This window comes from Falsibacillus pallidus, from assembly GCF_003350505.1.
In the GTDB taxonomy this organism is placed as follows: domain Bacteria; phylum Bacillota; class Bacilli; order Bacillales; family DSM-25281; genus Falsibacillus; species Falsibacillus pallidus.
In genome coordinates this window covers 21,062-36,281 of sequence record NZ_QQAY01000001.1, presented here as the reverse complement: position 1 = coordinate 36,281, position 15,220 = coordinate 21,062, and the positions used below count along the sequence as shown (strand labels likewise).

Here is a 15,220-nt window from a genome sequence, read left to right as displayed (position 1 = left end):
TAATGATCGACTTCTTGTGATACAATAATGGAATAGAAATTTAGTTTAGAAAGGGCAGTAAAATGAGATTATTATTCGTAGGAGACGTTGTCGGTTCTCCCGGCCGCGACATGATTAAAGAGTATTTGCCGAGGTTGAAAGAAAAATTCCGTCCACAGTTTACGATTGTGAATGGAGAAAACGCCGCAGGAGGCAAGGGGATTACTGAGAAAATCTATCGCCAGATTCTAGAATCCGGAGCCAATGTTGTGACATTAGGTAATCACACATGGGATAACCGGGAGATCTTTGAATTCATCGATAAAGCGAAAAACATGGTGAGGCCTGCCAATTTCCCAAAAGGGAACCCTGGGCAAGGCATCGTGTACTCTAAATTCAACCAGCATGAAATTGCTGTTATCAGCCTGCAGGGAAGAACATTTTTGCCTGCAATTGATTGCCCATTTTTAAAAGCGGAAGAATTAGTAGAAGAAGCCAAAAAGAGGACGAATATCATCTTTGTTGATTTCCATGCAGAAGCAACCAGTGAAAAGCAAGCGATGGGTTGGTTCCTTGATGGCAAGGTGACGGCGGTGGTCGGAACTCATACACATGTCCAGACGGCTGATAACAGGGTGCTGCCTGAGGGTACAGCGTATTTATCCGATGTCGGCATGACTGGTCCTTATGACGAAATTTTAGGGATGACAAAAGAATCTGTTTTAAAAAGATTTCTTACAAGTATGCCGGTTCGTTTTGAAGTACCGAAAGAGGGCAGAAAGCAATTGAGCGCCTGCATCATTGATTTGGACGATGCTACCGGGAAAGCAAGCAAAATAGAAAGAATACTGATCAACGAAGATCATCCGTTTTTTTCATAATACGTGTACAAAAGGCTGCCTTTTTTTCAGGGCGGCCTTTTGTATTTTTTCCTTCGAGTTCCGTCTTATGCTGGTCGGGGCTATCGGGGCGCTTGCGCTTTTCCCGATCCAGCTCCAGCGGCTAGAGGTTGGGAGGTTTCCCTCAGCGCGCTTACGATAAGTCAACATCGATTCGCAGGGGCTCATCGTGATTCCTTTATCTCGTGGTGCTGCGCTCCAGTCTCTACGCCTTTGAACAAGCCGGCTCCGCTTTTCTTTGTCCAAGCTGGAATAGTTTTCTTTTTTCTTGAATATAGTAGCATTGGAATCTTTTATATTCAGATGTTCACTGAATGAACATTCGAGATGGGGAAATGACAAGGAGGAACTATGAAATGGAAATATTAAAAGTTTCAGCAAAATCTAATCCTAATTCTGTAGCAGGGGCGTTGGCAGGTGTTCTTCGGGAAAGAGGTGCAGCAGAGATTCAGGCGATTGGTGCCGGTGCTCTGAATCAGGCTGTAAAAGCGGTAGCGATTGCAAGAGGGTTTGTAGCCCCAAGCGGGGTCGATTTAATTTGCATCCCTGCTTTTACAGACATCTTAATTGATGGAGAAGAACGAACGGCTATCAAGTTAATCGTGGAACCCAGATAGACGAAAATTCCTTCTCAAACGATAGGAAAGGCCTGTTTGCAGAAGGAGCAAGCAGGCTCTTTTTTGATATATTGCCAAGTTGTACAAGATTTTCTGGAGGATTTTCTTTATCATGGAAGTAACAGTCTATTAAGAGAAAGGAATCTAAAATGAAAATCTTTGATGCACATTGCGACGTTTTATCACAAATGTTGAAGTATCCAGGTATTTCTTTTCAAACTGGCAGCACCCTGCACATTACATATGAACAGCTTTTGAAAACAGGAAGCAAGGTGCAGTGCTTTGCCATTTTTATTTCTCCATGCATTCATCCGATGATGCGTTTTCAAGCTGCGATTGAAATGATTGATATTTTTTATGAGAAAATTCTTGCTCCCAATTCAGAGATGAAACTAATCCTCAATAGGGAGGATATATTTTCACTAAAGGAGAATGAAATCGGCGCCGTGCTTACAGTTGAAGGATGTGAGGCAATTCAAGAAGATTTGATTAAATTGAACACACTTTACCGCCTCGGTGTCCGTTCTGTCGGATTGACTTGGAATTTCGCCAATGCTGCTGCAGATGGCGCAATGGAGTCTAGAGGCGGTGGGCTTACCCAATTTGGCAGGCAGACCGTGGAACGGTTGAATCAATTAGGGATATGGACAGACGTTTCCCATTTATCTGAGAAAGCCTTCTGGGATGTACTCCAGTTAGCGGAGTTTCCGATTGCTTCTCATTCGAACCCTTATACACTTTGTCCCCATCCAAGAAATCTGAGGGATCATCAAATCAAGGCTTTGATTGAAAGAAATAGTGTAATAGGTGTAACTTTTGTTCCGGAATTTGTGGTTCAGGATGGAAATGCAAAAATTAATGATATTTTAAAACTCGTAGATTATATTTGCAGTCTCGGCGGTGTGAAGAACATCGGATTCGGCTCGGATTTTGACGGAATCGACAAAACTATCAAAGGACTGTCTTCTTATAAGGACTATGCTTCATTGGTTAATGAATTGGAAAAACATTTTACCTCAGAAGAAGTCGAAGGGTTCCTGTTTTATAATTTTGCGGAGAGGTTTCCGCAATAAGCCGGGGAGAAAAATGGGACAAACGGTAGGGGAGCTGGTGGTATATCCTAGTGATTTAAAAAGAAAAATGATACACTAATACGGTAGTAAATATGAACCGATTGATATTAAGAGGGGTGTTATATAGATGATTCAACAGCTTTCCTGGAAAGTAGGCGGTCAGCAGGGTGAGGGTATTGAGAGTACAGGTGAAATTTTCTCCATTGCTTTAAATCGTCTTGGCTACTATCTATACGGGTATCGCCATTTTTCATCCAGAATCAAAGGCGGCCATACCAATAATAAAATCCGCGTAAGTACGAAGCAAGTACGTGCCATTGCAGATGATTTGGATATTTTAGTTGCTTTCGACCAAGAAACAATCGATGTCAATTATAAAGAGCTGCACAGCAAAGGTATCATTATTGCAGATGCAAAATTTGATCCGCAAAAACCTGAGGATACAGAAGCACAGATGTTTGCAGTTCCATTTACAGAAATAGCATCTGAATTGGGTACTTCATTAATGAAAAACATGGTGGCTATCGGAGCGACATGCACCATTTTAAATCTTGATATCTCCCTTTTCAAAGAAGTGGTAGAAGAAATCTTTGGGCGCAAGGGTGAAGCGGTTGTTGCGAAAAATATGGAAGCGATCAAACAAGGCGCAGAAGTCATGAAAGAAAAGCTTGGCGAACAGACTGGCATCATGGAGCTTGAAAAAGCGGACGGTCAAAAGCGCATGTTCATGATCGGAAATGATGCGATTGCTTTAGGTGCATTGGCAGGGGGCGTGCGACTGATGGCAGCCTATCCGATTACACCGGCATCTGAAATCATGGAATACTTGATTAAAAAATTGCCTTCAGTCGGAGGCACGGTCATTCAGACAGAGGATGAAATTGCTGCTGCGACGATGGCTATCGGATCAAACTATGCGGGTGTGCGGGCATTCACCGCATCTGCCGGACCTGGACTTTCCCTGATGATGGAATCGATTGGATTGGCAGGCATGACAGAAACGCCATTGGTGATTGTGGATACACAGAGAGGCGGACCATCTACAGGACTGCCGACGAAACAGGAGCAATCGGACTTGATGGCAATGCTTTATGGGACCCACGGTGAAATCCCTAAGATTGTGATAGCACCAAGTACCGTACAAGAGGCATTCTATGATACAGTTGAAGCTTTCAACCTTGCTGAACAGTATCAATGCCCTGTAATCGTCCTGTCTGACTTGCAGCTTTCATTGGGTAAGCAGACAGTAGAGCCTCTTGATTTCAGTAAAGTTGAAATCAGACGGGGGAAATTAATTCAAAATGAAGCAGATCTTGCAGAACTGAACGATAAAACCTATTTCAAACGCTATGAAGTGACGGAAGATGGAGTATCTCCGCGCGTCATCCCGGGAATGAAAAATGGCATTCACCATGTAACAGGTGTGGAACATGATGAAACCGGGAAGCCATCAGAAGCGGCTTCAAATAGGAAGCATCAAATGGATAAACGCATGAGGAAGATTGAAAACATCCAATTTGATAACCCGATTTATACAGATGCCAAACATGAGGAAGCTGATCTGCTAGTCATTGGTTTCAACTCTACGCGTGGTGCCATTGAAGAGGCAAAAGGCCGTCTCGAGAAGGATGGGTTGAAAGTCAATCATGCACAAATTCGATTGATTCAGCCTTTCCCTGCAGATGAATTGATGCCATTGATTCAATCCGCCAAAAAAGTGGCAGTGATTGAAAATAATGCGACAGGCCAGCTTGCTAATATCATCAAGATGAATGCAGGCAATCACAATAAGATCCGCAGTATTGTGAAATATGATGGAAACCCATTCCTGCCGCATGAAATCCACACTGAATGCAAGGAGTTGTTCTAGATGTCTTCGTTTAAAGATTTTCGAAACAATGTGAAACCCAACTGGTGTCCCGGATGCGGGGATTTCTCAGTGCAAGCTGCCATTCAGCGGGCAGCAGCCAATGTAGGGTTGGAACCGGAGCAATTGGCCGTAATTTCCGGAATCGGATGTTCCGGCCGCATCTCCGGCTACATTAACTCTTATGGCCTCCACGGAATTCACGGGCGTTCCCTTCCTATCGCACAAGGGGTTAAAATGGCGAATAAGGATTTGACTGTCATTGCCTCTGGAGGAGACGGAGACGGCTTTGCCATTGGAATGGGACATACCATCCATGCCATCCGCAGAAATGTCGATATTACTTATATCGTTATGGACAATCAAATCTATGGATTGACGAAAGGGCAGACTTCCCCGAGGTCTGCAGCCGGATTTAAGACTAAGTCCACTCCAGAGGGTGCCATTGAACATGCACTAGCACCGATGGAAATGGCCTTGACTGCCGGAGCTACATTTGTGGCCCAAAGCTTTTCGACAGATTTGAAAGAATTGACTGCCCTGATTGAAGCAGGCATCAATCATAAAGGTTTTTCTCTTATCAATGTCTTCAGTCCTTGTGTGACCTATAACAAAGTCAACACATATGACTGGTTCAAAGAAAACCTGACAAAACTCAGCGATGTGGAAGGGTATGATACGGCGAACCGTGAACTTGCAATGACCACATTGATGAAGCATGATGGTCTTGTAACAGGTTTGATCTATCAAAACACCAGCCAGCCTTCTTATCAGGAGCTTGTATCCGGATACAGCGAGGATGCTTTAACTAAAGCTGACCTTATGCTCGGTGAAGGCCACTTCAATGAACTGTTAAAAGAATTCATGTAAGAAATAAGCAGCCCGGCAGCCTGTTCCGAAAGGAATTTTATGGATTGCCGGGCCTTTTCTTTTATTGTTAATTGCGAGGAAAACACGTATACTTATGTAATGTGCGTGTATACTTGTTTTTTTGATTGTAAGATTTTTATAATGTATGTAAGGCGAATCTCACAATGAATGGTGAATAGATGCTTTGTCTTGATGGAAAGGAGTATTATTTACATGAATGAAGAACAGCGTTTACAAGGTCAGCAAGTGAAGGACACTACTCCTTCGGACAAAAAATCCGAAAAGGACTACAGCAAGTACTTCCAATCTGTTTATGTTGCACCTTCCTTAAAAGATGCAAAAAAGCGTGGAAAAGAAGAGATTAAATATTTCAAAGACTTTAATATCCCAGAAGAATATATGGGAATGGGAAATGGGAAGAAATTTTATATCAGGACCTATGGCTGCCAAATGAATGAACATGATACGGAAGTTATGGCAGGGATTTTCATGGCATTGGGATACGAGCCGAGTGAAACGACTGAAGATTCAGATGTCATCCTTTTGAATACATGTGCTATTCGTGAAAATGCAGAGAATAAGGTTTTCGGCGAAATAGGCCATTTAAAATCTTTGAAACAGGAGCGCCCGGATCTATTAGTCGGCGTGTGCGGATGCATGTCTCAAGAAGAGTCCGTCGTCAACCGTATCCTCAGCAAGCATCAGCATGTTGATATGATTTTTGGTACACACAATATTCATAGGCTGCCTCAAATCTTAAAAGAAGCTTATATGTCTAAAGCGATGGTTGTGGAAGTATGGTCCAAGGAAGGCGATGTCATCGAAAACCTTCCGAAGGTCCGCAGAGGCAATATCAAAGCGTGGGTTAACATCATGTATGGATGCGATAAGTTCTGCACTTACTGCATTGTTCCATATACCCGCGGTAAAGAACGCAGCCGCAGACCGGATGAAATCATTCAAGAGGTCAGGATGCTCGCAGCCCATGGGTATCAGGAAATTACTTTGCTAGGACAAAATGTAAATGCTTACGGTAAAGATTTCGATGACATAAACTATGGTCTTGGAGATCTAATGGACGAGCTGCGTAAGATTGATATTCCGCGAATCCGTTTCACAACAAGCCATCCACGTGATTTTGACGATCACTTGATTGAAGTTCTGGCGAATAAAGGGAATTTAGTGGAGCATATCCATTTGCCGGTTCAATCCGGCTCTACAGATGTGCTGAAAATCATGGCTCGCAAGTATACAAGAGAGCAATTCCTTGAACTCGTCCGCAAGATCAAAGCAGCAATCCCTGATGTAGCATTGACGACCGATATCATTGTCGGGTATCCAAATGAAACAGAAGAGCAGTTTGAAGAAACGCTGTCTTTATATCGTGAAGTAGGATTCGAAGCTGCCTACACATTCATTTATTCTCCACGCGAGGGAACACCGGCAGCGAAAATGAATGATAATGTTCCAATGGAAGTGAAAAAGGAAAGGCTGCAGCGCTTGAATACTGTCGTAAACGAGATGTCAGCAGAAGCTTTGAAAAAATACAAAGACCGCGTTGTCGAAGTGTTGGTTGAAGGTGAGAGTAAAAATAATCCGGATGTATTAGCCGGATATACTCGCAGAAGTAAACTTGTAAACTTTAAAGCCCCTAAAACGGCAATTGGCAAAATTGTCAAAGTGAAAATCACAGATGTGAAAACATGGTCCTTAAATGGGGAAATGATTGAAGAATTAGAAACGGCAGAGGTGAAATAGGATGGCGAAATATACAAAAGGCGATATTGTAAACCGTGCAACGGAATTAGCAAAAATGATTGCAGAAACAGAAGAAGTTGATTTCTTCAAGCGTGCCGAGGCGCAAATCAATGAAAATCAAAAAGTAAGGGAAATGATCGCAAGCATCAAGAGTCTTCAGAAGCAAGCGGTTAATTTTCAGCATTACGGCAAGACCAATGCTCTGAAAATGGTAGAAGCAAAAATTGAAGCTATTGAAAAGGAAATCGATGAGATTCCGATTGTACAGGAATTTAAAGAGTCTCAAACGGAAGTTAATGAATTGCTTCAGATGGTGTCATCAGCCATTTCGAATACAGTGACGAATGAAATCATTGAATCGACTGGCGGAGATCTTCTTTATGGTCAAACAGGTTCACAGGTGAAAAATACTGCACCTGGCAGCTGCTAATAAAATAAAGACAAAGAAAGCCAGGGGAATATTTCTTCCTGGCTTTTTTTGATTTATTCTTCGGTCAATTCGTTAATGTCCACATCAGAACGTTCTTCTAACGGCCCCCGCAGGTGCACAGTAGCCGTCCTGCCGTCTTCGTGCAGGTTGTCGATCCAAACGGATGTTCCATTGTATTTCACAACGATATCTGCAGATGAAGAAAGTATTTGCTTTACACGATTCTGGTCCATTCTTTTTCCTCCTTATATGTATTCAGGTTATTGTTTGAAATTCTTTTAAAAATATGCTGATTTTATTGTGATTTAAATCGAAATATTTGATTCAGGTTATGAGATAAATATGCTATAGTTTATTTGAATTGAATAGAATTGGATCACTGGGGGAGCCGGAAGCAGCCGGCTGAGAGTGGACTCTTGATGTCCTTGACCCTTATAACCTGATCTGGCTAGAACCAGCGTAGGGAAGTGGGAATAGATGTTATGACATTGAAAAATACTCATGACGTTTGGAATGCTAATGAATGTGGTGAATTCACCACAGATGTTTCCAACGTTCAAGGTATTTTGTGATTGTACAAACATTTCTAGACTCCTGCTTGGGGTCTTTTTTTTCTGCCTTAAAACCTTTGGCTTCTTCGGTGATCGAATAATTTGAAGGAGGAATTATAAATGAATAAAACAACCAAAATTGCGTTAACAGGGATGACGGCAGCTTTTGGCGCATTAACCGGAAATGTATTCTACATTCCTTTAGGTGCCGCAAAAGCCTTCCCTATCCAGCATCTGCTCAATGTATTAACTGGTGTTCTCCTTGGACCGTGGTATGCTCTTGCACAAGCTTTTATCGTATCCTTCTTAAGGAACATGATGGGGACAGGAACTATTTTTGCCTTTCCAGGAAGCATGTTCGGAGCCTTATTAGCGGGACTTCTCTTTAAGAAGAGTGGAAAAATCACATACGCTCTTTTGGGTGAAGCAGCAGGAACCGGAATTTTAGGTGCTATTGTTTGCTGCCCTATTTCTATTTGGCTTTTGGGAAAGCAAGCTGCCTTGTTTGGATTTATTCCTTCATTTCTTTTAAGTTCTGTCACAGGTGGATTGATTGGTGCCTTTTTTCTTAGAATCCTGATGAGAAATCCGATTTTAATAAAGCGTTTCAATCTTCAGAAAGGCAAAAGAGAATTTCCTTCGTAACATTACGTCATTCGTGGCATAAACTGAATTATTACTACACAAATACCTAAAATTCTTCATAAAAATATTGGCACACTAGTCTATTGGTAAGCATAGGATGAAGTGAAAATGAATGAGGAGGGTTCGCTCGAATGGCAGAATACAGAGAGATTATCACGAAGGCGGTCGTAGCGAAGGGACGTAAATTCACACAGTCCAATCATACGATCAGCCCACCGCACCATCCATCGAGCATCTTAGGCTGCTGGATTATCAACCATACGTATAAAGCCCATAAGGTTGGTAAAACAGTGGAAGTTCGCGGTTTTTATGAAATTAACGTTTGGTATTCCCACAATGATAATTCCAAAACATCCGTTGTGACAGAGAGAGTAGAATATACAGACGTAATCAAACTGAAATACCGTGATCCAGATTGCTTGGATGATAAAGAAATTTGCGTTCGCGTCCTGCAGCAGCCAAATTGCTGTGAAGCAGTGATTTCGCCAAATGGCAATAAAATCATTGTCCATGTTGAAAGAGAGTTCCTTGTAGAAGTAATCGGGGAGACAAAGGTCTGTGTCGCAATCCATCCAGAAGGCTGCGATTGTGATGATGAATGGGGCCATGACTTGGATGATGAAGAATTTGAAGATCTCAGCCCGGACTTTTTAGTCGGAAGCGAAGAGGAATAACCACTAGGAAGTTATGCTTCCTAGTTTTTTTCTTGAAATGTGCCCGGGTTAACTTCCGGGCCTTTCTGCTGTTAAAGCTTTACTTATGAGTAGTGATTCAAATTTCATTAGGGAAATACTTATGAAAAAGAGGTAAACTGAGGATAAGAATGTAAGAAAGGGAAGTGGAGATATGTCATTTTCATATAGCGGCATCGATCATATTCAAATTGCGGGTCCTAAAGGCTGTGAAGAGGAAGCGAGACATTTTTATGGTGAACTATTAGGAATGGTTGAAATTCCAAAACCGGAGAATTTGCGGGCAAGTGGCGGCTGCTGGTTCCAATGCGGGTATCAAGAAATACATATTGGGGTGCAAGAAGATTTTCTCCCTGCCAAAAAAGCGCATCCTGGAATTTTGGTTAAAGGATTACTGGGATTAAGAAAGCGTTTGGAAGTTGGAGGAGTGGTGATTAAAGAGGACGAGCCTATTGAAGGCAGGATTCGCTTTTCGATCAATGATCCTTTCGGCAACAAAATTGAATTTTTGGAAATGCTTTAAACCATTGTGGCTTAAAAGCGAGGACGTTCATATAAACGTCCTCGTTTTTTATTAATGAAGTGGTGGAACGGATGTGGTTGTTTTCCTCATGAATGTAAGATCTGTCATGATTTCTTTGAATCCCCATTTTTCGTAGTACTCTTTTTTATCAGCTTGGCAATATAGTTCGAGATGCTCAACGTGGCTTAATTTAGGATGGGAAGTGATATGGTTGAGCAAGGATCTGCCGATTCCTTTTTCTTGGAATGCTTCATCAATGATTACATCAAGGAGGAGTGCCTTATAAACAAAATCGGTCAAGACCCTGGCAAAACCGATCAATTTCCCGGAATTTGAATCACACACTCCAAAAAGCATTTCTGTATGTCCGAGCATCGTACGGATGTCTTCCATCTTCCGATTGCCAGACCACCATGCCTGCTGGTAAAGATTGTACAGATCCTCTACTTGCTCCTCATTCAACTTGAAGGTAAAAAAATGCCCCATGCCACCATTCTCCTTTTACATTAATTCTAGTAACCAAAAAGAAATTCTAGCACCATAAAGATTTATTCGACCTTTTCCCTATAATTCCTTTTTGGCAGAAAACATGCAGTACCTTCCTTTCAAAATAAGGAGGCAGATATGATATAATGTAAGTTCAGTAGAATGTTCGGAAAGGAATTAGATTACTCATGGCTAAAGTTACTCCAATGGTTCAGCAATATTTGCAAATAAAGGAAGATTATCAAGATGCCTTTTTATTTTTCCGGTTAGGCGATTTCTATGAAATGTTTTTTGAAGATGCCTTAAAGGCCTCAAAAGAGCTTGAAATCACTCTTACAAGCAGGGATGGCGGGGGTGAGGAACGCATCCCGATGTGTGGGGTTCCTTATCATTCTGCGCCAGCTTATATTGAACAGCTGGTTGAAAAGGGCTACAAAGTGGCTATCTGTGAACAGACCGAAGATCCTAAGCAGGCAAAGGGAGTAGTTAGGAGAGAAGTAGTTCAATTGATCACGCCTGGGACGTTGATGGAAGGTAAAGGATTAATTGAGAAGGAGAATAACTACATATCCTCCATAACAGCATTTGATGGAGGAATCTATGGATTTGTATATAACGATTTGTCCACAGGAGAAACAAAAGCGACCCTAATAATAAATGGTGAAGAGGCGCTTTTAAATGAAGTATCTTTAACAGGTGCCAAAGAAATCATTGTCGGCGCCAATTTTGATAAAGGAATCGAAAAGAAAATAATGGAGAGGATGCCTGTCACATTTTCTCTTGAAGATGATACGGATTTGCCCATTGATTTTCACGAGCTATTCCAAGAAGAAGTTGAAGAAGCGCTGAAAAAAACAACTGCCCGGCTTTTTAATTATTTAAAGAGGACACAAAAGCGCAGCTTGGACCATCTTCAGCCTGTAAAGACATACCAGCTGCCAAATTTCATGAAAATAGATTATTACTCTAAAAGAAATCTAGAGTTGACTGAAACGATTAGGGCAAAAGGGAAAAAAGGCTCATTGCTTTGGCTTCTGGATGAAACGATGACAGCGATGGGTGGCCGGCTTTTAAAGCAATGGATAGACCGTCCCCTTATAAGCGAAGCTGAAATTTCCTCCAGATTGAATATGGTTGAAGTCCTGCTGGAACAATATTTTGAACGACAGGAACTTCGGGAGAATCTTAAGGAAGTATACGATCTCGAAAGACTTGCCGGAAGGGTTGCTTTCGGGAATGTGAATGGGAGAGATCTCGTTCAGCTAAGAAAATCCCTTGAGAAAATTCCTTCTATCCAATCCACTGTTCAGATGCTGGCTTATCCAGAAGCACAGCAAATGGCAAAAAGACTGGATGCTATTGAAGACCTGACAGAGCTCCTTAATCATGCGATCATTGAGAATCCTCCATTATCAATCAAGGAGGGTGGAATCATCCAAGATGGGTATCACAAAGATCTGGATGAATATAGAGATGCCAGCCGCAACGGAAAGAATTGGATTGCTCAGCTGGAGCAGCAGGAAAGGGCACGAACAGGCATCAAATCCTTGAAAATAGGCTATAATCGCGTGTTTGGCTATTATATTGAGGTTACTCGTGCCAATCTTCATTTATTGAATGATGATAGGGACCGATATGAGCGGAAGCAGACGTTGACAAATGCCGAGCGCTTTATCACACCGGAATTGAAGGAAAAAGAAGCATTGATTCTTCAAGCCACCGAAAAGAGCACCGAGCTTGAATATGACCTTTTCCTGCAGATCAGGGAAAAAGTGAAGTCCTATATCCCAAGGCTGCAAAAACTCGCTCAGACGGTAAGTGAACTTGATGTACTTCAATGTTTTGCCACCATCAGCGAACAGAGGCATTATACGAAACCATCATTCACTAGCGAACGAAAGCTCATCATTCGTGATGGCCGCCATCCTGTCGTTGAAAAAGTGATGAATGCACAGGAATACGTTCCAAATGACTGTTATATGGATGCAGAAAAAGAAATGCTTCTCATCACAGGTCCTAATATGTCGGGTAAGAGCACCTATATGAGACAAGTTGCCCTGACGTCCATTCTTGCTCAAATTGGATGCTACGTACCGGCATCGGAAGCGATTCTTCCGATTTTTGATCAAGTATTCACTAGGATCGGGGCAGCAGACGACTTGATTTCCGGGCAGAGTACATTCATGGTGGAAATGCTCGAAGCAAAGAATGCCATCACGAATGCCACTAAGGACAGCCTCATTCTTTTCGATGAAATCGGAAGGGGAACTTCCACCTATGATGGAATGGCCCTCGCACAAGCAATAATTGAATATATTCATCATAGAATCGGGGCTAAGACATTATTCTCCACCCATTACCATGAGTTAACGATCCTTGATGAGGACTTGCCTCAATTAAAAAATGTCCATGTCAGTGCGGTAGAGCAAAGCGGCAAAGTGGTGTTCCTTCACAAAATCAAGGATGGTGCGGCAGATAAGAGTTATGGAATTCACGTGGCAGAATTGGCAGAGCTGCCGAAAGAATTGATCAATAGAGCAAATGATATTTTGATGCAGCTGGAAAATCAAAGCGATGAAGGAAAACCTGCTCCTAAGGCTAAAATGACAGTGCGGGAGGAATATATTCAGGAAAATGATCAGCTTTCCTTCTTTTCTCCACCCGTTGAATCAAAAGCAGCATCAAAAGAAAAGAAAATTGCTGATGAACTAATGAAATTAAACCTTTTAGAAATGAATCCTTTGCAAGCAATGAATGCATTGTTTGAATTGCAGAAAAAGTTGAAATAAAATAGCAGACGACTGTTTATTGGAGGTGGAAATATGGGGAAGATCATTCAATTGGATGATGCATTATCCAACAAGATTGCTGCAGGAGAAGTAGTGGAACGTCCTGCCTCAGTCGTAAAGGAGCTTGTTGAAAATGCCATCGATGCCAATAGTAAAGTGGTGGAAATCGATATCGAGGAAGCCGGTCTTAGTAAAATCCGGATCATTGATAATGGCGACGGCATTCAGGAAGATGATGTACTCACAGCCTTCAGACGTCATGCCACAAGCAAAATCAAAGATGAAAATGATCTATTCCGTATCAGGACCCTCGGTTTCCGCGGCGAAGCCCTTCCGAGTATAGCATCTGTTTCTTCTTTTGAGATGATTACGAGTACAGGGGACGAATCGGGGACAAGAATCCATCTCGAAGGCGGCCGTTTGAAAGTACATGAGAAAGCACCAGCCAGGAAAGGGACTGATATTACTGTCTCAGACTTGTTCTTTAACACGCCTGCCCGATTAAAATACATGAAATCCATTCATACGGAACTGGGGAACATCACGGATTTGGTCAATCGCCTTGCTTTGGCCCACCCTGAGGTATCCTTGAGGTTGAGACATAATGGACGTCAGCTCCTTCAAACAAATGGAAATGGAGATATGCGGCAGGTGCTTGCGGCGATCTATGGATTGAATATGGCGAAGAAAATGATTCCCATCGAAGCAGAATCATTGGACTTCAAAGTGAAGGGATTTATTTCCCTTCCAGAGGTTACAAGAGCTTCAAGGAATTATATTTCTACTATGATCAATGGGAGATTCATTAAGAATTATCCGCTTGTCAAGGCTATCCAGGAAGGGTATCATACCCTTCTTCCAATCGGCCGATATCCACTCGTCGTTTTGAATATCGAAATGGACCCTATACTTGTAGATGTTAATGTCCATCCATCTAAAATGGAAGTAAGGCTGAGTAAAGAGCTGGAGCTGAATACCCTGATTTCAGAAACCATAAAAAAAGGTTTCAAAAAACAGGCGCTCATTCCAAGCGGATTGATTCAATCGAAAAAAGAAAAACCAAAAAGCGAGCAGACTTATTTGGAGCTGGATCATTTAGAGAATGTGAAGCCAGTACAGAAAAACCAGTCTGTTTTGCAATGGGCAGATCCAGAAGATGGTGGCAAGGAACAGGTAAAGGAACACACCCAAATCCATCCTATTTCAGGAAATGATATTACGAGAGATCCTGAGAAGCCTCTTATCAATGAAGGGGTTGTACAAGAAACGGTTCATTCTGAGTATGATTACCTCAATGAAGATTTGACGGAAGAAGAGATCCCTGAAGCAGAATATGATCATGTACCCTCCCCGGAGCAAAGTGAGGAACATGCTGAATCATCAAGGGTCCCGCCCATGTATCCAATTGGACAGATGCACGGAACCTACATCATGGCTCAAAATGATAAGGGGTTATATATCATTGATCAGCACGCGGCGCAGGAACGGATTAAATATGAATACTTTCGTGATAAGGTAGGACAGGTGGAAAACGAACTTCAGGAGATGCTTGTACCTTTAACCTTTGAATATTCATTGAATGAATGCATGAAAATAGAGGAGTTTAAAGAGGAGCTGGAGAAAGTAGGCGTCTTTCTTGAATCATTCGGTCAAAACAGCTATATCGTACGCTCCCATCCTCAATGGTTCCCAAAGGGAATAGAACAAGCAATCATTGAGGAAATGATTGAACAGCTGTTATCCATGAAAAAAGTGGATGTCAAAAAGCTGAGGGAAGAGGCAGCCATCATGATGAGCTGCAAAGCTTCCATCAAAGCCAACCATCATCTACGGAATGATGAAATCCAAGCACTCCTCGATACACTTAGAAAATCCTCAGATCCATTCACATGCCCGCACGGAAGACCGATCATCATCCATTATTCCGTATATGAAATGGAGAAAATGTTTAAAAGAATAATGTAAATTGCAAAAAAATAAAAGCGGAGCTGGCTAATCAGCTCCGCTTTTCTAAATTAATTCAGAAAATTATGGAAAACAT

The 15,220-nt window shown here is 42.0% G+C and carries 14 protein-coding genes and 1 riboswitch; of the genes, 12 read left to right on the top strand and 2 right to left on the bottom strand.

Translation table 11 applies throughout. From position 1 onward, the window contains the following. The first annotated feature begins 62 nt into the window (after positions 1–62). The 7 genes from DFR59_RS00170 (at position 63) to DFR59_RS00135 (ending at position 7,493) form a co-directional block, all read left to right on the top strand. Positions 63–860, top strand: a complete 798-nt coding sequence (locus DFR59_RS00170; RefSeq protein WP_114743605.1) for a TIGR00282 family metallophosphoesterase — start codon at positions 63–65, stop codon at positions 858–860. Between the two features lie 374 nt (positions 861–1,234). Beyond that, positions 1,235–1,495, top strand: coding sequence for a stage V sporulation protein SpoVS (spoVS, locus tag DFR59_RS00160; RefSeq protein ID WP_003211281.1), 261 nt, complete (start codon positions 1,235–1,237; stop codon positions 1,493–1,495). A 149-nt stretch (positions 1,496–1,644) separates the two neighbouring features. Further along, entirely contained in the window at positions 1,645–2,568 is a 924-nt protein-coding gene (locus DFR59_RS00155; RefSeq protein ID WP_114743603.1) for a dipeptidase, read from the top strand. A 127-nt stretch (positions 2,569–2,695) separates the two neighbouring features. After that, entirely contained in the window at positions 2,696–4,438 is a 1,743-nt protein-coding gene (locus DFR59_RS00150; RefSeq protein ID WP_114743602.1) for a 2-oxoacid:acceptor oxidoreductase subunit alpha, read from the top strand. Beyond that, positions 4,439–5,305: a 2-oxoacid:ferredoxin oxidoreductase subunit beta gene (locus tag DFR59_RS00145; protein ID WP_114743601.1), complete on the top strand. Its 867-nt coding sequence runs from the start codon at positions 4,439–4,441 to the stop codon at positions 5,303–5,305. A gap of 213 nt (positions 5,306–5,518) precedes the next feature. Further along, positions 5,519–7,063 (top strand): tRNA (N6-isopentenyl adenosine(37)-C2)-methylthiotransferase MiaB, encoded by a 1,545-nt coding sequence (gene miaB, locus DFR59_RS00140; protein ID WP_114743600.1) that lies wholly within the window; start codon positions 5,519–5,521, stop codon positions 7,061–7,063. 1 nt (position 7,064) lies between these two features. Next, the gene (locus DFR59_RS00135; protein WP_114743599.1) at positions 7,065–7,493 is read left to right on the top strand and encodes a YlbF/YmcA family competence regulator; all 429 of its coding nucleotides are present in this window, start codon (positions 7,065–7,067) and stop codon (positions 7,491–7,493) included. A 53-nt stretch (positions 7,494–7,546) separates the two neighbouring features. Here the strand turns inward: DFR59_RS00135 and DFR59_RS00130 are convergent, their stop codons facing one another. Then, positions 7,547–7,726, bottom strand: coding sequence for an H-type small acid-soluble spore protein (locus DFR59_RS00130; RefSeq protein ID WP_114743598.1), 180 nt, complete (start codon positions 7,724–7,726; stop codon positions 7,547–7,549). A gap of 138 nt (positions 7,727–7,864) precedes the next feature. Next, positions 7,865–7,976: riboswitch (TPP riboswitch) on the top strand. A 188-nt stretch (positions 7,977–8,164) separates the two neighbouring features. Between DFR59_RS00130 and thiW the strand changes: the two genes are divergently transcribed. From thiW to DFR59_RS00115, 3 genes are all read left to right on the top strand, one after another. Beyond that, positions 8,165–8,689, top strand: coding sequence for an energy coupling factor transporter S component ThiW (gene thiW / locus DFR59_RS00125; RefSeq protein ID WP_114743597.1), 525 nt, complete (start codon positions 8,165–8,167; stop codon positions 8,687–8,689). 131 nt (positions 8,690–8,820) lie between these two features. After that, entirely contained in the window at positions 8,821–9,363 is a 543-nt protein-coding gene (locus DFR59_RS00120) for an outer spore coat protein CotE (protein WP_114743596.1), read from the top strand. Between the two features lie 172 nt (positions 9,364–9,535). Continuing rightward, positions 9,536–9,904 carry a VOC family protein gene (locus DFR59_RS00115; RefSeq protein WP_114743595.1) on the top strand — a complete coding sequence of 123 codons (369 nt, stop codon included), beginning with the start codon at positions 9,536–9,538 and terminating at the stop codon, positions 9,902–9,904. Between the two features lie 51 nt (positions 9,905–9,955). Here the strand turns inward: DFR59_RS00115 and DFR59_RS00110 are convergent, their stop codons facing one another. Further along, entirely contained in the window at positions 9,956–10,390 is a 435-nt protein-coding gene (locus DFR59_RS00110; RefSeq protein WP_114743594.1) for a GNAT family N-acetyltransferase, read from the bottom strand. 188 nt (positions 10,391–10,578) lie between these two features. Here DFR59_RS00110 and mutS point away from each other — a divergent pair, with 188 nt between their 5' ends. Together mutS and mutL are read left to right on the top strand one after the other, a co-directional pair. Beyond that, positions 10,579–13,179, top strand: a complete 2,601-nt coding sequence (gene mutS / locus DFR59_RS00105) for a DNA mismatch repair protein MutS (protein WP_114743593.1) — start codon at positions 10,579–10,581, stop codon at positions 13,177–13,179. 33 nt (positions 13,180–13,212) lie between these two features. Further along, positions 13,213–15,144 carry a DNA mismatch repair endonuclease MutL gene (gene mutL, locus DFR59_RS00100; protein WP_114743592.1) on the top strand — a complete coding sequence of 644 codons (1,932 nt, stop codon included), beginning with the start codon at positions 13,213–13,215 and terminating at the stop codon, positions 15,142–15,144. Positions 15,145–15,220 lie beyond the last annotated feature (76 nt).